Annotated in this window: 19 protein-coding genes; 9 read left to right on the top strand and 10 right to left on the bottom strand. The window is 63.6% G+C overall.

The window, feature by feature from the left end:
* Positions 1-25 precede the first annotated feature (25 nt).
* The 4 genes from LMTR13_RS28510 to LMTR13_RS28495 all read right to left on the bottom strand — a co-directional run bounded on the left by LMTR13_RS28510 (position 26) and on the right by LMTR13_RS28495 (position 3,971).
* Complete coding sequence (locus LMTR13_RS28510) at positions 26-961, bottom strand: SMP-30/gluconolactonase/LRE family protein (RefSeq protein WP_083219513.1); 936 nt, start codon at positions 959-961, stop codon at positions 26-28.
* A gap of 431 nt (positions 962-1,392) precedes the next feature.
* The gene (locus LMTR13_RS28505; protein ID WP_065730676.1) at positions 1,393-2,307 is read right to left on the bottom strand and encodes an SDR family oxidoreductase; all 915 of its coding nucleotides are present in this window, start codon (positions 2,305-2,307) and stop codon (positions 1,393-1,395) included.
* A 105-nt stretch (positions 2,308-2,412) separates the two neighbouring features.
* Positions 2,413-3,552 carry a thiolase C-terminal domain-containing protein gene (locus LMTR13_RS28500; RefSeq protein WP_065730675.1) on the bottom strand — a complete coding sequence of 380 codons (1,140 nt, stop codon included), beginning with the start codon at positions 3,550-3,552 and terminating at the stop codon, positions 2,413-2,415.
* Between the two features lie 5 nt (positions 3,553-3,557).
* Entirely contained in the window at positions 3,558-3,971 is a 414-nt protein-coding gene (locus tag LMTR13_RS28495) for a Zn-ribbon domain-containing OB-fold protein (RefSeq protein ID WP_065733036.1), read from the bottom strand.
* Positions 3,972-4,216: 245 nt separating this feature from the next.
* On the opposite strand from LMTR13_RS28495, the gene LMTR13_RS28490 reads away from it, so the two are divergent.
* From LMTR13_RS28490 to LMTR13_RS28470, 5 genes are all read left to right on the top strand, one after another.
* Complete coding sequence (locus tag LMTR13_RS28490; protein WP_065730674.1) at positions 4,217-5,569, top strand: amidase; 1,353 nt, start codon at positions 4,217-4,219, stop codon at positions 5,567-5,569.
* Entirely contained in the window at positions 5,562-6,248 is a 687-nt protein-coding gene (locus LMTR13_RS28485; RefSeq protein ID WP_065730673.1) for a DUF2848 domain-containing protein, read from the top strand. The genes LMTR13_RS28490 and LMTR13_RS28485 overlap by 8 nt, the downstream gene beginning before the upstream one ends.
* A 162-nt stretch (positions 6,249-6,410) precedes the next feature.
* Positions 6,411-7,157, top strand: a complete 747-nt coding sequence (locus LMTR13_RS28480) for a 2OG-Fe(II) oxygenase (protein ID WP_065730672.1) — start codon at positions 6,411-6,413, stop codon at positions 7,155-7,157.
* 12 nt (positions 7,158-7,169) lie between these two features.
* Positions 7,170-7,823: a DNA oxidative demethylase AlkB gene (alkB, locus tag LMTR13_RS28475; RefSeq protein WP_065730671.1), complete on the top strand. Its 654-nt coding sequence runs from the start codon at positions 7,170-7,172 to the stop codon at positions 7,821-7,823.
* A 159-nt stretch (positions 7,824-7,982) separates the two neighbouring features.
* Complete coding sequence (locus tag LMTR13_RS28470; RefSeq protein ID WP_065730670.1) at positions 7,983-9,236, top strand: MFS transporter; 1,254 nt, start codon at positions 7,983-7,985, stop codon at positions 9,234-9,236.
* Here LMTR13_RS28470 and LMTR13_RS28465 read toward each other — a convergent pair.
* The 6 genes from LMTR13_RS28465 to hpaH form a co-directional block, all read right to left on the bottom strand.
* Positions 9,211-10,842 (bottom strand): thiamine pyrophosphate-dependent enzyme, encoded by a 1,632-nt coding sequence (locus tag LMTR13_RS28465; RefSeq protein WP_065730669.1) that lies wholly within the window; start codon positions 10,840-10,842, stop codon positions 9,211-9,213. The genes LMTR13_RS28470 and LMTR13_RS28465 overlap by 26 nt on opposite strands.
* 28 nt (positions 10,843-10,870) lie before the next feature.
* Positions 10,871-11,683, bottom strand: coding sequence for a fumarylacetoacetate hydrolase family protein (locus LMTR13_RS28460; RefSeq protein WP_065730668.1), 813 nt, complete (start codon positions 11,681-11,683; stop codon positions 10,871-10,873).
* 60 nt (positions 11,684-11,743) lie between these two features.
* Positions 11,744-12,727, bottom strand: a complete 984-nt coding sequence (gene hpaD / locus LMTR13_RS28455) for a 3,4-dihydroxyphenylacetate 2,3-dioxygenase (RefSeq protein WP_065730667.1) — start codon at positions 12,725-12,727, stop codon at positions 11,744-11,746.
* Positions 12,728-12,855: 128 nt separating this feature from the next.
* Positions 12,856-14,391 carry a 5-carboxymethyl-2-hydroxymuconate semialdehyde dehydrogenase gene (gene hpaE / locus LMTR13_RS28450; RefSeq protein ID WP_065730666.1) on the bottom strand — a complete coding sequence of 512 codons (1,536 nt, stop codon included), beginning with the start codon at positions 14,389-14,391 and terminating at the stop codon, positions 12,856-12,858.
* A complete protein-coding gene (locus LMTR13_RS28445) occupies positions 14,384-14,782 on the bottom strand; it encodes a 5-carboxymethyl-2-hydroxymuconate Delta-isomerase (protein WP_065730665.1) in 399 nt (132 codons plus the stop codon). The genes hpaE and LMTR13_RS28445 overlap by 8 nt, the downstream gene beginning before the upstream one ends.
* Before the next feature lie 30 nt (positions 14,783-14,812).
* Complete coding sequence (gene hpaH / locus LMTR13_RS28440) at positions 14,813-15,619, bottom strand: 2-oxo-hept-4-ene-1,7-dioate hydratase (protein WP_065730664.1); 807 nt, start codon at positions 15,617-15,619, stop codon at positions 14,813-14,815.
* A 148-nt stretch (positions 15,620-15,767) separates the two neighbouring features.
* On the opposite strand from hpaH, the gene hpaR reads away from it, so the two are divergent.
* From hpaR to LMTR13_RS28420, 4 genes are all read left to right on the top strand, one after another.
* The gene (gene hpaR, locus LMTR13_RS28435; protein ID WP_065730663.1) at positions 15,768-16,304 is read left to right on the top strand and encodes a homoprotocatechuate degradation operon regulator HpaR; all 537 of its coding nucleotides are present in this window, start codon (positions 15,768-15,770) and stop codon (positions 16,302-16,304) included.
* A gap of 211 nt (positions 16,305-16,515) precedes the next feature.
* Positions 16,516-17,601 (top strand): malate/lactate/ureidoglycolate dehydrogenase, encoded by a 1,086-nt coding sequence (locus LMTR13_RS28430; protein ID WP_065730662.1) that lies wholly within the window; start codon positions 16,516-16,518, stop codon positions 17,599-17,601.
* Positions 17,602-17,652: 51 nt separating this feature from the next.
* Positions 17,653-18,432: an HpcH/HpaI aldolase family protein gene (locus LMTR13_RS28425; protein ID WP_057901996.1), complete on the top strand. Its 780-nt coding sequence runs from the start codon at positions 17,653-17,655 to the stop codon at positions 18,430-18,432.
* Positions 18,433-18,542: 110 nt separating this feature from the next.
* Complete coding sequence (locus LMTR13_RS28420) at positions 18,543-20,069, top strand: UxaA family hydrolase (RefSeq protein ID WP_065730661.1); 1,527 nt, start codon at positions 18,543-18,545, stop codon at positions 20,067-20,069.
* Positions 20,070-20,125: the final 56 nt, after the last annotated feature.

The raw sequence follows: 20,125 nt of genomic DNA, 5'->3' as shown, positions 1-20,125 counted from the left end.
ACCTAGCGATCAGCGCCCTTCGCGTTCATGGCTTCATCGCACCCTGCGCACTTGTGTAGACCGCATAAAGCGATGACGAGCCGCAGATGTAGAGCCTATTCCGCTGCTGGCCGCCGAAGCATAGGTTGGCGACAGTTTCCGGTATGTGGATCTTGCCGAGGAGATCGCCGTCAGGAGTGTAGCAGCGCACGCCGTCCTCATTCGGATCGCCCCAACCCACCGAGCACCAAAGGCGCCCCGCGGTGTCGCAGCGCAGCCCGTCGGTAATGCTGGGCTTGGGCATGTCCGCAAAGACCTTGCTGTTCGAAAGCTTTCCGGCCCCGAGATCCACGTCGAACACGCGGATATGCGACGGGTTATCCGGTCCGTCGGTGAAGCCGGTATCGCAGATATAGAGCTTCTTCTCGTCAGGTGAGAAGCAAAGGCCGTTCGGCTGCACGAAGTCATCGACCACCATCTTGATGTCGCCGGATTTCGGATCCACCCGGTAGACGTTTTTCTTTTCCTGCTCGGGATCGGCCTTGATGCCCTCGTAGTAGCCGCCGATTCCGTAGGCTGGATCGCAGAACCAGATCGAACCGTCGGCCGCGACGACCGCGTCGTTCGGCGAGTTCAGCTTCTTGCCGTTGTATTTGTCGGCAATGATGGTGATCGAGCCGTCGAGTTCGGTCCTGGTGACGCGACGGCCGCTGTGTTCGCAAGTGATCAGGCGCCCTTCGCGGTCGATGGTGTTGCCGTTCGAGTTCATCGACGGCTGGCGATAGACGCTGAGGTGGCCGTCGTCTTCCGTGAAGCGCATGATGCGGTTGTTGGGAATGTCGGAGAACAGCACGTAACGCCCGGCTGCAAAGTAGACCGGGCCTTCGGCCCAGCGGAATCCGGTCGCGACGCGCTCGACCGCCATGGTGCCGGCGAAGGCCGGAAAGCCTGTCGGCCCGAACGAAACCTTCGGTTTCTTCATCGACTCCAGGCGAGAGTCTGGATAGCGGGCGCCGGGAAGCGGGCCGAGCGGCAGGGGCTGCGTTGCCGTGGTCGGCGCGCCGGTCTGGCCGAGCGGCGCTACGGAGGCGGCAGAGGCCGTCTTCATCGTCACGGCGGAAGCGGCAAGCGCTGCCGCGCCCGTCAATATCTTGCGACGGTCAAAACCGCCGCCTTGTTGTTGGGAATCGGAAAAGGTCAGTGAGGTTGTCATGATTTCCTCCCACGTTTTTGTTGGAAGGAAAACATCGGCTCGCATTCCGGCATAAAGCGGGCGGGCTGCGGTGAAACAACCCGCGATGGCGAGCTGCTTGGTAGGGTGGCAAAGCGAAGCGTGCCCACCATTCAAGCTGACGATCTCGGAAGGATGGTGGGCACGGCGCAAAAGTGCGCCTTGCCCATCCTACATTTCTGTCAGATCGGATCCCACGTAAAGATATCCGCAGAGCGGTCGAGCTTGTAGAACGATCCCGCAAGCGCCGGCATGCCGTGCTCGGCGATGGTCTGCGGCGTCCAGCCTTCGCTCCGCTGTACCGAGCGCAGCGGACGATTCTGGCTGAACAGGAAGATCTCGTTCATGCGCACGCCGAAGATCTGTCCGGTGACGTCCTTGGCGGCGTCACTGAGCAGATAGGCGCAGAGCGGCGCGATCTTCTCCGGTCCCATCTGCTGGATTTTCGCCACGCGCGCCTTCTCGGCCTCGGTCTCGGTCGGGATGGTGCCGATCATGCGGGTCCAGGCGAAAGGCGAGACGCAGTTCGAGCGCACGTTGAAGCGGCCCATGTCGAGTGCGATCGACTTCGACAGGCCGACGATGCCGAGCTTGGCGGCGGCGTAGTTGGCCTGGCCGAAATTGCCGATCAGGCCCGAGGTCGAAGTGAAGTGCACGAAGGAGCCGCTCTCCTGTTCGCGGTACAGCCTTGCCGCGGCGTGGCTGACATAGAACGAGCCCATCAGGTGGACCTTGATGACGGCCTCGAAAGCTTCGACGCTCATCTTGTGGAAGATCATGTCGCGCAAGATGCCGGCATTGTTGACGACGCCGTCGAGCCGGCCGAAATGATCGGTCGCCGTCTTGACGATCTTGCTCGCCGGGATCGCTTCCGCCACCGACTCGAAATTGGCGACGGCGGTGCCGCCGCGCTTCTTGATCTCCTCGACCACTTCCTCGGCGGGAGCTGCACTCGAGCCGGCACCGTCGGCGGCGCCACCGGGATCGTTGACGACGACTTTTGCGCCTTCCGCGGCGCAGAGCAGCGCGATCTCGCGGCCGATGCCGCGACCGGCGCCGGTGACGATGATGACCTTGTCTTGCAGTGATTTTGTCATTGGGAGTCTCCGGTTGTCCCCGTCATTCCGGGATGGTGCGAAGCACCAGATCCGGAATCTCGAGATTCCGGGTTCGCGCTTTGCGCGCCCCGGAACGACAGGGTGTTACTTCTCGTTCGTAAAGATGATCGTGCCTGACGCCGCGAACATGCCGCCGACGCCGTGGCAGACCGAAATCTTCGCGTCCTGGACCTGCGCGGGCGCGATGCCGCGCATTTGGCGGACGCTTTCCTGCAGCGCGTACATGCCGTACATGCCGGAATGCATGTAGCTCAATCCGCCGCCATTGGTGTTGAGCGGCAGCTTGCCGCCGGGGCGGGTGTTGCCGTCGGCGATGAACTTGCCGGTTTCTTCGTGCGGCATGAAGCCGAGATCGCCGAGGCCATACAGCGGCAGATGCGCGAAGGCATCGTAGATCATCAAATGATCGACGTCCTTATGGGTGATGCCGGCCTCCTTGAACGCAGTCGGCCCCGCGACCCTGAAGGCGCGCGAGGAGTTGAATGTCTCCATCTGGCTGACCATCGGCGTTTCCACGCTCTCGCCGGTGCCCAATATGTAGACCGGCTTCTTCGGAAAGTCCTTGGCGCGGTCGGCCGAGGTCAGGATCAGCGCGCCGCCGCCATCGGTGACGAGGCAGCACTGCAGCAGGCGAAACGGGTAGGCGATCATCCGCGAGTTCAGCACGTCTTCGACCGTGATCGGGTCCTTCATTGTCGCGCGCGGGTTCTTCGCGGCCCACTCGCGCTGCACCACGGCGACCATGGCGATCTGCTCATGGGTGATGCCGTAGGTCTTCATGTAGCGCAGCACGGGGATCGGGAACATGCTGGGCGGCCCGTAGACGCCGAACGGCGCCTCGAACTGGCCCTGCAGGCTATCAGCGGGGATCGAGCGCGGCAATTTGCCGATCATCGATTTTCCGCTCTCGGCGTGGGTGATCAGCACGGTCTTGCAGAGCCCGGCCTCGATCGCGGCCGCTGCATGGCGGACATGCAGCATGAACGAACAGCCGCCCACGGAAGTGCCGTCCACCCAGGTCGGCGTGATGCCGAGGTAGTGCGCGATCTGCTGCGGGGTTTCTACGGCGGTCGCAATACCGTCGATGTCGGACAGCTTCAGCCCGGCATCGGCGATGGCATTGAGCGCCGCATCCGCGTGGAGCTGGATCTGCGACATGTTCGGGATGACGCCGAGCTCAGTGGTCTCGGCAGCGCCGACGACGGCAATTTGATTCCTGCGCATGGTGCTCAACCCTTCGCCGGACGGAACATGGGAAGGGTGATCTTGTCGTCGAGCTTTTCGAACGCGACCTCGAGCTTCATGTCGAGCTCCAGCGCCTCCGGCGTCTGCGGGCAATCGATGACGTTGCTCATCATGCGCGGACCTTCGTCGAGCTCGACGACCGCGATCGCGTAAGGCGGGGTGAAGCCGGGCGCTGCCGGCCGGTGGTTGATCACATAGCTGTAGAGCTTGCCCTTGCCGCTGGCCTTGAAGATGGAAACCTTGCGCGAGGCGCAGGACGGGCAGAACGGGCGCGGCGGAAAATAGACATTGGCGCAGGCGTCGCAGCGCTGCAGGCGCAATTCGCCGGCCTGCGTGCCGTCCCAGAAATGCTGGGTCTCCGGTGTGGGCTTCGGTCTCGCGCGGGCGGGCTCGGCCATGTCGGCGATTTCTCCTTGAAGAAGTCGGGCGCTTGCCCGCTTGTTGCGATCTTGATGCGACATTGACTGTGGGCCGTCAACGGTCCAGCGGCAGCGGTGATTGCATGGCCGCATTCCAGCGCCCGAGAGCGCTTGTATGCCAGCCTCTCATCGGAGATAGTCCGCGCGACGGTAAATTGTCGGAACACTTCTCAACGGGATGCTTTCGGGTACGGAAGCATCCAGAGCAAACGAACAAGAGAGCCATGCCTGACCATCCGACGCTTGCGAGTCTCGCCGCCGATCTCGATGCCGGACGCACCACCGCGCGCAAACTGGTTGAAGAGTGCCTGGCAAGGATTGCCGATCCCGCCGGCGAGGGGACGCGGACCTTTATTCACGTCGACAAGGACGCGGCAATTGCCACCGCAGATGCAATGGATCATTTGCGCAAAGCGGGCGCTGCGCCGTCGCCCTATGCCGGCATTCCTGTCTCGATCAAGGATCTCTATGACATCAAGGGACAGGTGACCCGCGCCGGATCCCGCGCGCTGGAAGATTCTGCGCCGGCCGAAGCCGATGCGCCCGTGGTCGCGCGGCTGCGCCGGGCCGGCTTCATCGTGATCGGCCGCACCAATATGACCGAATTCGCCTATTCCGGCATCGGCATCAATCCGCACTACGGCACGCCGAAGAGCGTGTTCAATCGCGGTGTCGGCCACGTGCCCGGCGGCTCCTCCTCGGGGGCTGCAGTATCGATCGCCGACCGGATGGCCTATGGCGCGCTCGGCACCGATACCGGCGGCTCCTGCCGGATTCCGGCGGCCTTCAACGGCATTGTCGGCTTCAAGCCGACGCAACGCCGCGTGCCGCTCGATGGCGGCGTGCCGCTGTCGTCCTCGCTTGACAGTTTTGGGCCGCTCGCCCGTACCGTCGGCTGCTGCGCGGTGCTCGATGCTGTGCTCGCCGATGAAGCGGTGAAGCCGTTGCAGCCGCGCCCGGTCAGGGGCATGCGGTTCGCTGTGCCGACCACGGTCGCGCTCGACGACCTCGACGATGTCGTCGCGAAAACCTTTGAGCGCGCGCTGGCGACGCTGTCGCGCGAGGGAGCGCTGATCGAACGGGTTGCAGTTCCGGAATTCGACGATGTCGCCGTCATGAACAGCAAGGGCGGATTTGCCGCGGCGGAAAGCTATGCCTGGCACCGTTATCTGATCGCGAGCAAGGGTGATGTCTACGATCCTCGTGTTCGCGTCCGGATCCTGCGCGGCGAGGCCATCAGCGCCGCCGACTATATCGATATCGTCGGCGCGCGCCGTTCTTTCATCGCGCGCACCGAACAGCGCATCGCGCCGTACGACGCGCTGGTATTGCCGACCACGGCGAATGCGCCGCCTGTCATCGCCGACCTCGTTGCCGACGACAAGCTGTTTGCCACGCAGAATCTGCGGTCGCTCCGCAACTGCACGCTGATCAACATGCTCGACGGCTGCGCGATCTCGCTGCCGGCGCATCGCGACGGCGAGGTTCCGGTCGGGCTGATGCTCGCAGCCGCCGGCGGATCGGACCGCCGCATCTTCGAACTGGCGGCCGGAATGGAGGATATCATCCGTGTTTGATCTCACCTTCAACGTCGACGACAAGGGCATGCTGACGCCGCTGACGCTGGCGATCGAGCAGGCCGTGATCGCCGGCTGGACCGGGCGCGATCCGGTGGCGCGCGACAAGCATATCGCCGAACTGGAAGCGATCGGTATCGCACGCCCCGCAACGACGCCGATTTACTATCGATGTTCGGCCCGGCGGATTACCCAGGACGATCGCATCGAGGTAACGGGCGGCGATTCCAGCGGCGAGGTCGAGTTCGTGCTGATCGGCTGGCAGGGCCGCATCTTTGTCGGCTGCGGCTCCGACCATACCGACCGCAAGGTGGAGAGCTACAGCGTCACCGTGTCAAAACAAATGTGCGACAAGCCGGTGGCGTCGGTGCTGTGGGAACTGGAGGAGGTCATCGGTCACTGGGACAAGCTGATCCTGCGCTCCTGGGCCGTCATCGGCGGCGCGCGGGTGCTTTATCAGGAAGGTACGCTGGATGCGATGCTGCCGGTCAAGGATTTGATCGACCGCGGGTTCGGCGGCAAGGGCCTGCCCGACGGCTGCGCCATGTTCGGCGGTACCTTTGCGGCCAAGGGCGGCATCCGGCCCGCTGATCGCTTCGAGTTCGAACTGGAGGATCCCGTGCTGAAGCGGAAGATCAGCCATGGATATGACGTGATCGCGCTGCCAGTGCTGGGCTAGCCGTCGTCCCGGCGAACGCAGGGACCCATAACCACTTTTATTCGTTGTTGTGGCTAGCTGGAGCCACCGCTCGACTAGTCCCTGCGAACGCAGGGACGACGTGGCGAGGGGGCGTCGGAAATCGGGTGGCGAAGGGCGCAATGGCTTGCGAGACTAGCCGTCATGAAAACAACCGCAAAAATTCTCAGGCATCCCGCGTCCTCCGATATCGCCGCTCGCGTCGATGCCATCGAATGGGCGCAAGTAGACGCCGATCTCGACGCGCAGGGCTGCGCCGTGCTGAAGGGATTGCTATCGCCGGAAGAATGCGCCGCGCTGGCCGCGCTCTATCCCGATGACAAGAATTTCCGCAGCCGCATCGTGATGGGGCGCCACGGGTTTGGCCGCGGCGAATACAAATATTTTGCCTATCCACTGCCCGATCTGATCGCACAGTTGCGGCCGGCGCTCTACGTGCGGCTCTGCGGTATCGCCAATCGCTGGAACGAGACGATGGGAATCGACATTCGCTATCCTGATCGGCATGAGGCGTTTTTGAAACGTTGCCACGGCGCCGGACAGACGCGGCCGACACCGCTGCTGCTGCAATATGGCGAGGGCGATTACAACTGCCTGCATCAGGACCTCTATGGTGAACACGTGTTTCCGTTGCAGGTCGCGATCCTGCTGTCGGAACCGGGTCGCGATTTCGAAGGCGGCGAGTTCGTGCTGACGGAGCAGCGGCCGCGGATGCAGTCGCGGCCCGAGGTAGTTCCGCTGAGGCAGGGCGACGCGGTGGCGTTTGCTGTGCATCACCGCCCGGTGCAGGGGACGCGAGGGCCCTATCGCGTTAACCTGCGCCATGGCGTCAGCCGGATCCGTTCCGGTCACCGGCATACCGTCGGCGTGATCTTTCACGACGCCAAGTGAGAGCGGACTGAATTGACTGCGGATTTGTTCGAAGCTGTTCCCGATGTGCGCGCATCGTGCGAAGCGATGGCAGAGGGTGCGGTATTGCTGCGCGGCTTTGCGAGGCCGTTCGAGAGTGAGATCATTGCGGCGCTGCGCGTGATCGTGGCGCAAGCGCCGTTCCGGCGCATGTTCACGCCTGGTGGCCATCAGATGTCGATGGCCATGACCAGTTGCGGCAGTGCCGGCTGGGTGACCGACCGCAGCGGTTATCGCTATGACGGCATTGATCCGAACTCCGGCCAGCCTTGGCCGGCGATGCCGCCGGTCTTTCGCGTACTTGCGGTGCAGGCGGCTGCCGGGGCTGGCTTTGCCGACTTCGCGCCCGATGCCTGCCTGATCAACCGCTATGCCCCCGGCGCGCGAATGTCGCTGCATCAGGACAGGGACGAGCGGGATTTCGCCGCGCCGATCGTGTCGGTATCGCTGGGCCTGCCCGCCATCTTCCTGTTCGGCGGCCCGAAGCGCGCCGACAAACCGAAGCGCTACCGGCTCGAGCATGGCGATGTCGTAGTCTGGGGCGGACCGTCGCGGCTGTTCTTTCATGGCGTCGCGCCGCTGGCCGACGGCGAACACGCCGTGGTGGGGCGCCAGCGCATCAACCTGACTTTTCGCAAAGCGCGGTGATGCGTGTCCCAGACGCGGTGCAGCGTGGCAACGCTGCGCCGCGTCGAAGACGCGCGTAAACGTGCCTGTGGCGCTGCGCAGCATCCGGGGCACGAAAGGCGCACGATCGCTTTCCAGTAAAGTGTCCCTTGGTCTATGCTCCAAATGCAGGGGGCCAGAATGAGCACGACAGAAGCAACGTCCAGTACCACCGCCAACCGCACCGGCGTCTATCTTGCCGTGCTGCAACTCGTGTTCACGCTGGGCTGGACCACCTACGTCATCTACCTGCCAAAACTGTGCGCCGACGTCGGGATCGCGCCATCGGCCGTGATCCTGATCCTGATGCTGGACCAGGCGATCTTCACCATCACCGATACCGCGATGGGCATTGCGGCTGACAAGATCGCCCCGTTCGTCGGCAAGCTTGGCGCGTTCGTGAGCGTGCTAACCGCGATCTCCTGCGCGGCCTTTGTCGCGCTGCCGTTCGTGGCGGGTACGGGGCCGGGCGCGCAGGTCTGGTTCATCGCCCTGATCCTGATCTGGGTCGTGACGTCATCGGCCCTGCGCGCGCCGCCGCTGACATTGCTTGGCAAATACGCCGCGCGGCCGGCGATTCCGTTTTTGTCGGCGTTGACGATGCTCGGCTACGGGCTGGCCGGCGCGGTATCGCCCTATCTCGGCGTGGTGCTGCGCAACCACGATCCACGGCTACCCTTCGTGATCTCGGGCGTGGTGCTGCTGCTCACCGCGCTGGCACTCTCGAAGGTGGAGCGCGATCTGGCGCAGGCACCTGCCGTCGCAAAGCAACCGGTTGCGCCTGCGAAACCGCTCGGCCCGGTACCGATGTTCTTCATCGCCTCGATGGTCATCCTCTCGCTCGGCTATCAACTGCATTTTTCCATCAACAGCACGCCGTTCTTCCTGCGGTTTGCCAAGCCGGACGAATTGCCATGGCTGATGCCGGTGTTCTGGATCGGCTTCAACATCGCGATGTTTCCGGCAAGCGTCGTGGTCAAGCACCGCGGCGGGCTTGTCGTGATGGGTGCTGCCGGCCTGCTCGGCGCGCTGGCCGTGTTGGGCGCGGAAATGGCCGGCAATCTCAATATCCTGATTGCGGCGCAATTCCTGGCCGGTGCCGCTTGGGGCTGCATGCTGATGGCCGCAGTCTCGGCGGCGCTCGCAATCGGGGAGACCGGCGCCGAGGGTAAGGTGGTTGGGTTGGTGTTCTCCGCACTGGCGCTCGCGACCTTTGCGCGGATGGCGGCGGTGGCCGGCGGCCTGCAGAAACTGCCGGAATACGCGCCGCTGTTGCAGTGGGCGCCGGTGGCGTGCTGGTCGGTGGCGGGGGCGGGACTGCTGGTGATCGCAGCCTCGCGGATGCAGCGCGGTGGCGTGGAAAGCAGGCCTAAGCGTTCTTCGGCGGATGGATGAACGCCCACGGGCTCACTTCCGAATCCGTCGGCACCTCCACAGAAATCACGTAAGGCCCGCCGTCGGCCAGCGCCTTTTCCAGCGCGGGCCGGAACTGATCCAGCGAAGTTACCCGCGCAGCACCCGCGCCGAAGGATTCGGCCAGCTTCACGAAGTCCGGATTGACCAGGTCGGACGCCACGACGCGTCCGTCAAAATGCTGGCGCTGGTCGCGCCGCACATTGCCATAGGCGTTGTTGTTGAACACCAGCGTCACCACGCCGATCTTGAATTGCACGGCGGTCGACAATTCCTGCACGCCGAACATGAAGCCGCCGTCGCCCGTGATCGCGACCACCGGGCGGTCCGGGTTGGCGACCTTGGCGCCGAGCGCGGTCGGGAAGCCGGAGCCGAGCGTGCCCTGATAGCCCGAAGTGATGAAGGTGCGCGGCTCGTAGACTGGAAAGCCGTACCAGGAGGCGAAGCCGACCTGCGACAGTTCATCGGTGACGATCGCGTTGGCCGGCAGTACCTCGCGCAGAATGCTCAGATAGGCCATTTGCGGCTGAACCTTCTGGATCTCCTGCTGCGCCGTCGCGGTGGCCTCGCGGATTTCACCGCGCCGGCCGCTGGTTCTGCTGTAGCCGGCCTTCTTCACAGCAGCCACGAGATCGGCCGTGCCGGCTTTCGCGTCCGCGACCACGGCGACATCGGATGCAAGCCGGCGCATCTCGGCCGGATCGATATCGATGCGAACGGACTTCAATCCCTTCGGCTGGTACGGCCAGCGGAATCCCGAGGCCGGTAGCTCCATGCGCGTGCCGATCCCGATCATCAGATCGGTGTTCGGCCAGAGCTTGTAGGCGGCCGCCATGGTCAGCCCGAGCTCGTGCGCGTTGGAGACGATGCCGCGGCCGCTGCGGAACGCAACGACAGGCGCATCGATCATCTCGGCGAGTTCGAGGATTTCCTCGCGCGCATGGATCGCGCCGCTACCGACGAAGATCATCGGGCGCTTGCTGTCCTTGATCAGCGCCGCTGCCGCCTTGATCCGGTCGGGATCCGGCTGCGGCGCCGGGAAGGGATCGAACACGGCTGACGCGCCGACCTGGGCGCGCTGCGTAAAGATGTCCCACGGCATTTCCAGCGACACCGGACCGCGGCGCCCAGAGAGCATTTCCTGAAACCCGCGCGACACGACGGAGGGCGCCGCGTCGGGATATTCGATTCGCTCGGCCCATTTCACAAAAGTGCGCAGCGTCGCAAGCTGGTCCGGCATCTCGTGCAGATGGCCGCGGCCCTTGCCGAGAAACGCGGTCGGCACCTGCCCGGTCAGGCAGAGCACCGGCTCGTTGCAGCCGAACGCGGTGAGCAGCGCCGCGCTGGCATTGAGTACGCCCGGACCGGGCACCACGCTGAACACGCCCGGTTTGCCCGATGAGCGTGCATAGCCGAAGGCCATGTAGCCGCAGGCCTGCTCGTGCCGCGCGCCGATCACTTTCAACTGTGCCTGATGAAAGGCGTCGAACAGGCCGTAGATCTGCGCGCCGGGCAGGCCGAACACCGTGTCGACGCCATGCGCGACAAGGCCATTGACGATCGCTTCGCCGCCGGAAGTTGATTTCATGGTTCTGTCCACTCGCTCGCGGGATTTGTCAGGCTTCGTCGATGACGCCGTTTTTGAGCACACCGACGCCCTCGGCTTCAACCTCTATGACGTCGCCTGGCTTGAGATAACGCGGCGGATCGAACCGCGCACCGGCGCCGGTCGGCGTTCCCGTCACGATCACGTCGCCGGGCATCAGCGTGGTGAAAGTCGAGAGATAGTTGATGAGGTATCGGAAGCTGAAGATCAACCGTCCGGTGCGGTCGTCCTGCCGCGTCTCGCCATTGACCTTCGTGGTGAGGCGGATGTCCGCAATCTGGCTTTCATCGGTGTAGGGCACGAGCCACGGGCCGAGGCTGCCGGTGGAATCGAAGTTCTTGCCCTGGGTGACGTTGAACTTGGCGTGCCGCACCCAATCGCGGATGGTGCCTTCGTTGCAGAGCGTGACGGCGGCGATGTGGTCCAGCGCGTAGCTCTCCTTGATATGCCGGCCGGCCTTGCCGATCACAAGCACCAGTTCGCCCTCGTAATCGAGCTGCGCCGAAGCGCGCGGGCGCACCAGTGGCGTATTGTGGCCGACAAAGGAGCGGGGCGTGCGCATGAACATGCTCGGATATTTCGGCGCGTCCTGGCCGTCCTTGTATTCGGCGTTGCGGTCGGGGTAGTTCACGCCGATGCAGATGATCTTTTCCGGCGAGGGGATTGGCGGCTGCCAATTGATCGCATCGAGTGCATGGTCCGGCGAACGGCGCGCCGCGTCTTCGGCGAGTTTCATCAGCGCGCCGGCGGCGATGACTTCGCGCAGCGTCGGGTATTCCTTTCCGATGCGCGCCGAGAGGTCGACGATGCCGGCATCGGTCACGGCGCCGTATTTCTGCGCGCCGTTGACGGTGAAGGTAGCGAGACGGGGAGGGCCATCCGATCAATCCGCAATTGTGACATCGGCGACGAAGAGCGGATCGCGAACCTCCTGCCCCGTGAAAGGCGAACCCTCCTCGAACCAGGAGCGCGGCGCCGGCGCGCCCCACAGTGTTTGCCGGCGCGGGTCCTTGAGCGACCAGCGCAGCGGCTCGTGGTCGTGGTCGCCCGTGAAGTAGTCGCTGGTGTAGAGTTCGAGCCGGTGGCCGTCCGGGTCCCGGACATAGAGGAAGAATGCATTCGAGATACCGTGGCGGCCCGGGCCGCGCTCGATGTTCTTCAGATATCCGCTTGAAGCCATCACGTCGCAGAGATGCAGCACGTTCATCGCCGTGGGCACCCAATAGGCAAAATGGTGCAGGCGAGGGCCGCGGCCGTTGGTGATCGCCAAGTCGTGGACATTGCCCTTGCGGTGCATCCAGGCCGCCGCGATCCGCCCGTTCGGGCCGTCTTCCTCGCCATATTCGGTCAGCCGGAAGCCGAGCCGCGCATAGAAGTCGATGGTGCCCTGAACCTCGGGCGCGAAGATGTTGAAATGATCGAGCCGCTGCGGATGGCAGCCTTTGTAGAGATCGTAGCGCCGCAGCAGGTGCGGGCGCTTGTCCATCGACGCATAGAGCTCGAGTTGGAAGCCGGCGGGATCGGTGAACTGCAGGGTGCGGCCCTGGAACGGCTGATCGGCGAACGCGTAAGGGATGCCATTCTCGGAAAAGAAGGTCGCGGCCTTGTCGAGATCGCCGTCATTGCCGACCTTGAAGCCGAGCCGATTGCAGGCGGCGGCCGGCGCCTTCCGCAGCACCAGCGAGTGATGCTGATGCTCCTCGCTGCCGCGCAGGTACACTGTCTTGTCGTCGCTGTCCTCGACGTGAAGGCCGACGGTAGTCTCATAGAAGGCGCGGCTTTTGCTGAGGTCGACGACATCAAGCACGGCGTGGCTGCAGCGGATGATGTTGAAGGGTGGGGTGAATGTGTGTGTCGGAACGGGCATAGGCGTTTCCCTGGCTTTGTCATTTCGGGGCGATGCGCAGCATCGAACCCGGAATCTCGAGGTTCCCCGATGCGCAATTGCACATCTGAGGTTTGGTGCTTACGCACCATCCGGAACGACGGTGGCTGTTACACTCCCAGTCTCTGAATCTTGTGCGTCCCGCGGGCGAGCGAGACGTGCTTGGTTTCCATGTAGAACTCGAACGAGTAGTCGCCGCCGTCGCGGCCGATGCCTGAGGATTTCATGCCGCCGAACGGCGTCGGCAAATGGCGGACGTTTTCGGAATTGAGCCAGATCATGCCGGCCTCCAGCGCATCCGCCACGCGCAGCGCGCGGCCCATGTCGCCGGTCCAGACATAGCCGGTGAGGCCGTATTGCACGCCGTTGGCGATCTCGATGGCGTCCTTCTCGTCCTTGAACGGGATCACGGTGAGGAACGGGCCGAACACTTCCTCCTGCGCCACCCGCATCTTCGAGTGCGCGCCGGTGACCAGCGTCGGCTGCACGTAATGTCCGCCGCCGGGGCCATCATGCGGCCTGCCGCCGACCGCGATGGTGGCGCCATCCTTTCGCGCGACCTCGAAATAGCTGCAGACTTTTGCCAGATGCCGCTCATGGATCAGGGGGCCGATCTCGGTCGCCGGGTCGAGCGGATGGCCGATCTTCAGCGCCTTCACCCTTGCGGTCAGCTTTTCGATGAATTTATCAGCGATACCTTGCTGGACCAGCAGCCGGCTGGAGGAGGTGCAGCGCTCGCCGTTGAGCGAGTAGATCATGAAGACCACCGCATCGAGTGCGCGTTCGAGATCGGCGTCGTCGAACACGATCACGGGGTTCTTGCCCCCGAGCTCGAAATGGACCCGCTTCAGGGTAGGGGCGCCCTGCGCCATGATCGCCGAACCGGTCGAGCTCTCGCCGACAAAGCCAATCGCCTTGATCGCGGGATGTTCGGTCAGCGCCTTGCCGGCTTCCTCACCCATGCCGTGGACGGTGTTGAGCACGCCGTCGGGAAGGCCGGCCTGTTTCGCGAGCTTCGTCAGCAGGTCTGCCGTAACCGGCGACCATTCCGCCGGCTTGTGCACGACGGTGCAGCCGGCAGCCAGCGCAGGCGCAATCTTCCAGGTCGACAGCATGAACGGCGTGTTCCACGGCGTGATCACGCCGACCGGGCCGATCGGCACCCGGGTGGAGATGTTCCAGTGCTCCTCGGAGGGCATGTTGAGGCCGTCCCGGGCCTCGCCACATTTGTCGGCGAAGAAGCGGAAATTCTCCGCGGCCCGGATTGCGGCCTTGGCCATGAAGCGGTGCGCCTGACCGGTGTCGATGCATTCCAGCACCGCGAGGTCATCGGCGTTGTCCTCGATCGCGTCGGCCACGCGATGCAGCAATTTTTTCCGCGCGGCGGCGGACATGTCGCGCCAGGATTTGAAGGCCGTTGCGGCGGCGGTTGCGGCGCGGTCGATGTCTTCTGCGTTGCCGCGGGCGACCGACGCCAGCACCGCGCCATCGACCGGGGACTTCGTCTCAAATGTCCGGCCGGAGACCGACGGCACAGTCTTGCCGTCGATCATGTGCCCGATGCCTTCGCTCTTCAGCTTGGCGAGCAGAGGAGCCGCGCGGTCGCGATTGGCCTGAAACAGGTCCTTTGGTGTCGCCTTATCCATGGATAGCCTCCACTTTCAGAGCTTCGTGGATGTTGTTGCGCTTCCAGCTTGTTTCCTTGTCGTTGATCTGCATGTCGAACGACAGCGCGAACTTTTGGTTCGCAAATACCGGATCAAGATAGGCCGACAGCGCCTTGAAAATATGTTCGCCGGCTTTCTTGCGGGTGGCGAGATCGCGGCCCGCGCCAAGCCGCAGCACCATGTCGAGAAAGCCATAAGCCTCGCGGCCATCGGCGACCGCATAGTGCTCGCATTTGATGGCGCGGACGCGAATGCCCCCGAGCGGGAAGATGCCGGTCTCGACGGCAGCCTTCCGGACCAGTTCCACCACCGCGCCCATGTCGACGCGGCCATCGAGATTGCCTGAATATTCAATCGTGAAGTGCGGCATGTTGCGATGGCTCCAGTGATCCCAAAAGCATCAGGCGAAGTAACAGCTCACTGAACCGTAGGGTCCATAGTCGGCCTGGATCGTGTCGCCCTTGCGGGTCTCGATCGGGCGGATGAACGATCCCGCCAGCACCACTTGCCCGGCTTCGAGCGCCAGCCCGTTCGGCGCAATCTTGTTGGCCAGCCACGCCACCGACGTGGCGGGATGGTTGAGGACGCCGGCGGCAAGTCCAGTCTCCTCGAGCTGGCCGTTGCGGAAACACAGCGCGCCGATCCAGCGCAGGTCGGCGTCCATCGGCCGGATCGGGCGGCCGCCGAGCACGATGCCAGCATTCGCTGCGTTGTCGGCGATGGTGTCGAAGATTCTCCGGGTGGCCTTGGTCTGCGGGTCGACGCGCTCGACTCGAGTGTCGAGGATTTCCAGCGCGGGCACCACGAAATCGGTGGCGTTGAGCACGTCGAACATCGAGCAGTCCGGTCCAGCCAGCCGCGACTTCATCACAAAGGCGAGCTCGGCCTCGACGCGGGTGGCGATGAAGCGGTCCGATGGCACCAGCCCGCCATCTGCAAAGAACATGTCGTCGAGCAGGATGCCGGAATCCGGCTCGTCGATATTAAGCGCGCTCTGCATCGCCTTCGATGTCAGTCCGATCTTGTGGCCCTTGACGGTGCGCCCCTGCGCGACCTTCATTTCGACCCACACCTTTTGAATAGCGTAGGCATCTTCGATCGTTATGCCGGGATGTTCGAGCGAAAGCTGGCGGATCTGCTTGCGGGTCTTTTCGGCCGCATCGAGCCGCTCGGCGGCACTTCGGATTTCGTCTTTGGAAAGGGCCATGGGAGGCGTCCGGCTCAATCAGCAAAAAGCGGGTGCTGAAATTTGTTTAACATGTTAAGTTATCCGGCGCAAACTGATTTGATGCTTGTTGCGCCGCAAAACTCTATCCTTCGCAGAGTCGCGAATTCCCGATGGCGGACCACTGAAAATGGCAGGCAAGAAATCGCCGGACGGATCGCGTTCGGACCAGGAGGAAACGATGGAGGCCCGCCGCATGCCGATGCGCGAGTTCTCGCGTTCGCTGCCGATGTCGCTTTTACGCGCGCGCGAAGCCGTGATGCGCCAGTTCCGTCCGTCCTTGCGCAATCACGGGCTAACCGAACAGCAATGGCGTATCCTGCGCGCGCTGACGGCGGTGGATACCATCGAGGTGACCGAACTGGCGCGCGTCGCATTCCTGCTGGGTCCGAGTTTGTCGCGTATCCTGCGGGATCTCGAAGCGCGCGATCTGATCGAGCGGCGGACCGCCAAGGCCGATCTCCGCCGCGGCGAGGTGTCGATCTCGTCCAAGGGGTTGAAGCTGATCGAGGCCGTCGCGCCCACTTCGGAAGCGATCTACGCCGAGATCACCGATCGCTATGGCGCGCGCAAGCTCGCCGAATTGCAGGACATGCTAGGCGAACTCGAGCGCAGCCTTGCCGCTATGGAGGTGACGGGTGACGGCGAGGTCGAAGCTGACGAGTAAGCGCAAATTTGCATGATGCTACTGGCCCGATGCATAGCGGCCGGGCAAATGATTGCAATCATTTGGCTTATGCGACTGAGGCCATAGACACGCGCGCGATTTTTCGTTCAAAGTGCCGGCCAAGCCGGTCATCAAAACCGGCGCGGGAGTCGCGGGGATAGGTGCTCAAATGCAGGCTTTCCCGTGCAAAGGACAGGGCTGAAATCCGGACATGGTCACAATAAAAGTCAACAATCTGATCGATTTCGTTGCAGAGGTTTTTTCTCATTCGGAATCCTCGCCCGAGGAAGCCAGCCGTATCGCAACCTACCTCACGACAGCCAATCTCACCGGCCATGACAGCCACGGCGTGATCAGGGTTCCGGTCTACATCCGCTGGAAGAAGACAGGCAACGTCGTTCCCAACCAGACCCCCGAGATCGTGGTCGACACCCCGTCGCTCGCCGTGGTCGATGGCAAGTTCGGCTATGGTCAGACCGTAACGCCATTTGCGGTGCGGACCGGCATCGAGAAGTGCAAGAAGGCCGGGCTCTCGGCCATCGCGCTGCGCAACGCCGGCCACATCGGGCGCGTCGGCGACTGGGCCGAGATGGCTGCCGCCGAAGGATTGGTCTCAGTTCACTTCGTCAATGCAGCCGGCTCGCTGCTTGTCGCGCCGTACGGCGGCGTCCAGAAACGGCTCTCGACCGCGCCTTACTGCGTCGGCATTCCGCGCCAGGGTCAGGACCCGATCGTGCTCGATTTTGCGACGTCCATCGTTGCCGAAGGCAAGGTGCTGGTGGCCAGCCGCGGCGGCAAGAAACTGCCGACCGGCGCGCTCGTAGATGCCGACGGCACGCTGAGCGAGGATCCCTCGGTACTCTACGGTCCCTACACTCCGGACGGGCTACGCGACCATACCAAGGGCACGGGCGCGATCCGCGCGTTCGGCGAGCACAAGGGTTCGGGCCTCGCCTTCATCTGCGAACTGCTCGGCGGCGCGCTCACCGGCACCGGCGCCACCTCGGGTGGCCGGCAGTTCGCCAACGGCATGCTCGCCTTCTATATCGATCCCAAGGTGATCGACACGACAGATTATTTCGACGCCGAAATCTCGCGCTATACCGACTTCATCCGCGAGACCAAGCCGATTGCCGGCGTCGAATCCGTGCTGGTCCCCGGTGACCCCGAACGCAAGATGCGCGCCGAGCGCACCAAAAATGGCGTGCCGCTGCCTGATGATACCTGGGCCGCGATCGTCAACACCGCCCGCGAGGTTGGCGTCAGCGAGACCAGCATCCAGCGCGCCACCAGCTAATCCACTTCACGAACTGCAACAATCGTAACGATCACAAAGGGAAAGCGATCAATGGCAACCAACAACGTCAAGAAAGTATGGGCCTCCGGCAAGGCCGTGGTGAACGCGTGGCTCGCGATCCCCTCAGGCTTCTCGGCCGAAGTGATCGCGCAATGCGGCTTCGACAGCGTCACCGTCGACATGCAGCACGGCGTGCAGGACTACCTCTCGATGGTCCAGTGCTTTCAGGCGATGAACGGCCACCCCGTCACACCGATGGTCCGCGTGCCCTGGAACGAGCCCGGCATCATCGGCAAAGTACTCGACGGCGGCGCCTATGGCGTGATCTGCCCGATGATCAACACCCCGCAGGAAGCGAAGAACCTGGTCCAGTACGCCAAGTATCCGCCGAAGGGCACGCGCTCGAACGGCCCGATCCGCTCCGGCATGTACGGCTCGGCCGGCTCTTACCAGCAGACGGCAAACGACGAGATCGTGCTGTTGCCGATGATGGAGACCAGGACCGCGGTCGAGAACATGGAATCGATCCTCGATGTCGAGGGCATCGACGGCGTCTATATCGGCCCGTCCGACCTCGGCTTCTCCTATGGCCTGGTGCCGAAGCTCGACCGCGACGAACCGGAAATCCTCAAGATCTATGAGAAGATCGTCAAGGAATGCGGCAAGCGCGGCCTCAATCCGGGCATCCACTGCTCCGGCGCCGAGGGCGCAGTGCGCGCCATCAACATGGGCTTCAAGCTCGTCACGCTCTCGAACGAGAGCGGCTTGATGATGACTTACGCCAAGATGCAGGTGAACCAGACCCGTAAGGACTCGGGCGGAAAAGCCTGAGACGCGAATAGCGAGTAGCGAATGGCGAATAGGGGATGGAGAGCGGCGTAACAGTGTTTACTATTCGCCACTCACTATTTGCTATTCGCCGTCTTTAAGGAGACACTCCCATGACCACCCCCGCACCCGTGATCCGCCTGCACCCAGACGATGGCGTGCTGATCGCGCGCGCGAGCCTGCCGCCGGGGATGGTGGTGGCCGAGGGCGTCGCCACGACTGAGCGGATTCCGGCGGGCCACAAGGTCGCGATCCGGTCGATTGCCCAGGGTGAGCCGGTGCGCCGCTACGGCCAGATCATCGGCTTTGCCACCGCGCCGATTGCGCCGGGGCAGCACGTGCACACCCAGAACTGCGGCATGGGCGATTTCGCCAAGGACTATGCTTATGGCGTCGACGTCAAACCGGTGCCGAATTTCGATCTGCCCGCCACCTTCGATGGCATCCGCCGCGCCGACGGGCGGGTGGCGACGCGCAACTATATCGGCATCCTCACCTCGGTGAATTGCAGCGCCCACGTCGCCGGCATCGTCGCCGACATGTTCAAGAAGAACCCCTTCACCGGCGATAACCCGCTGGCCGACTATCCGAACGTCGATGGCGTGGTGGCGCTGACCCACAAGACCGGCTGCGGCATGACGCAGAACGAGCCGCTCGCGCTGTTGCGACGGACGCTCGGCGGCTACGCCCGGCATGCGAATTTCTCCCATGTGATCGTGCTGGGGCTTGGCTGCGAGGTCAACCAGATCGGCGGGTTGATGGAAGAGCAGAAGCTCGCCGGACGCCTGCGCGCGATGGACATCCAGGAAGTCGGCGGCACCCGCAAGACGGTGGAGGCTGGCGTCGCCTTCGTGAAGGAAGCGTTAACGGATGCCAACAAGGTCAAGCGTGAACCCGTGCCGGCCAGCGAATTGACGGTGGCGCTGCAATGCGGCGGCTCCGACGGTTACTCCGGCGTATCGGCCAATCCGGCGCTGGGCGCGGCGAGCGATCTCTTGGTGCGCCACGGCGGCACCGTGATCCTCTCGGAGACGCCGGAGACCTATGGCGCCGAGCATCTCCTGACGAGGCGCGCAGTGAGCCGCGAGGTCGGCGAAAAGCTCGTTGGCCTGATGCGCTGGTGGGAAGAATACACCAGGCGCGAAGGCGCCGAGATGAACGCCAACCCAAGCCCCGGCAACAAGGCCGGCGGCCTCACCACGATCCTCGAGAAATCATTGGGCGCTATGGCCAAGGCCGGCAGCACCAATCTGGTCGACGTGCTCAACTACGCCGAGCCCATCACCAAGAAGGGTTTTGTCTTCATGGACACGCCCGGCTACGACCCGGTCGCAGCGACCGGGCAGGTGGCAGGCGGCGCCAACCTCGTTTGCTTCACGACGGGCCGCGGCAGCGTGTTCGGCTGCAAGCCGGCGCCCTCCATCAAGCTCGCAACCAACACGCCGATGTACAAGCGAATGGAGGACGACATGGACGTCAATTGCGGCACCATCCTCGATGGCGAGGAAACCGTGCAGCAATGCGGCCAGCGCATTTTCGAATTGATGCTGAAGACGGCATCCGGCCAGCCGACCAAAAGTGAGAGTTTTGACTTCGGCGGCGCCGAGTTCGCGCCCTGGGTGCTTGGGGCGACGATGTGAAGTGCAACACACGGGAGCCGTCGCCCCTGCGAACGCAGGGGCGCATAACCACCGGC

Origin of the sequence: Bradyrhizobium icense, assembly GCF_001693385.1 — a bacterium.
GTDB lineage: Bacteria > Pseudomonadota > Alphaproteobacteria > Rhizobiales > Xanthobacteraceae > Bradyrhizobium > Bradyrhizobium icense.
Note: the sequence above shows the minus strand (reverse complement) of the source record. Positions and strands in the feature narration are given on the sequence as shown.

Coding starts and splice junctions, on each gene's coding strand:
- LMTR13_RS28510 (WP_083219513.1), bottom strand. CDS start 961: ATGAAGAAACCGAAGGTTTCGTTCGGGCCGACAGGCTTTCCGGCCTTC.
- LMTR13_RS28505 (WP_065730676.1), bottom strand. CDS start 2,307: ATGACAAAATCACTGCAAGACAAGGTCATCATCGTCACCGGCGCCGGT.
- LMTR13_RS28500 (WP_065730675.1), bottom strand. CDS start 3,552: ATGCGCAGGAATCAAATTGCCGTCGTCGGCGCTGCCGAGACCACTGAG.
- LMTR13_RS28495 (WP_065733036.1), bottom strand. CDS start 3,971: ATGGCCGAGCCCGCCCGCGCGAGACCGAAGCCCACACCGGAGACCCAG.
- LMTR13_RS28490 (WP_065730674.1), top strand. CDS start 4,217: ATGCCTGACCATCCGACGCTTGCGAGTCTCGCCGCCGATCTCGATGCC.
- LMTR13_RS28480 (WP_065730672.1), top strand. CDS start 6,411: ATGAAAACAACCGCAAAAATTCTCAGGCATCCCGCGTCCTCCGATATC.
- LMTR13_RS28470 (WP_065730670.1), top strand. CDS start 7,983: ATGAGCACGACAGAAGCAACGTCCAGTACCACCGCCAACCGCACCGGC.
- LMTR13_RS28465 (WP_065730669.1), bottom strand. CDS start 10,842: ATGAAATCAACTTCCGGCGGCGAAGCGATCGTCAATGGCCTTGTCGCG.
- hpaD (WP_065730667.1), bottom strand. CDS start 12,727: ATGCCCGTTCCGACACACACATTCACCCCACCCTTCAACATCATCCGC.
- hpaE (WP_065730666.1), bottom strand. CDS start 14,391: ATGGATAAGGCGACACCAAAGGACCTGTTTCAGGCCAATCGCGACCGC.
- LMTR13_RS28445 (WP_065730665.1), bottom strand. CDS start 14,782: ATGCCGCACTTCACGATTGAATATTCAGGCAATCTCGATGGCCGCGTC.
- hpaH (WP_065730664.1), bottom strand. CDS start 15,619: ATGGCCCTTTCCAAAGACGAAATCCGAAGTGCCGCCGAGCGGCTCGAT.
- hpaR (WP_065730663.1), top strand. CDS start 15,768: ATGGCAGGCAAGAAATCGCCGGACGGATCGCGTTCGGACCAGGAGGAA.
- LMTR13_RS28430 (WP_065730662.1), top strand. CDS start 16,516: ATGGTCACAATAAAAGTCAACAATCTGATCGATTTCGTTGCAGAGGTT.
- LMTR13_RS28425 (WP_057901996.1), top strand. CDS start 17,653: ATGGCAACCAACAACGTCAAGAAAGTATGGGCCTCCGGCAAGGCCGTG.
- LMTR13_RS28420 (WP_065730661.1), top strand. CDS start 18,543: ATGACCACCCCCGCACCCGTGATCCGCCTGCACCCAGACGATGGCGTG.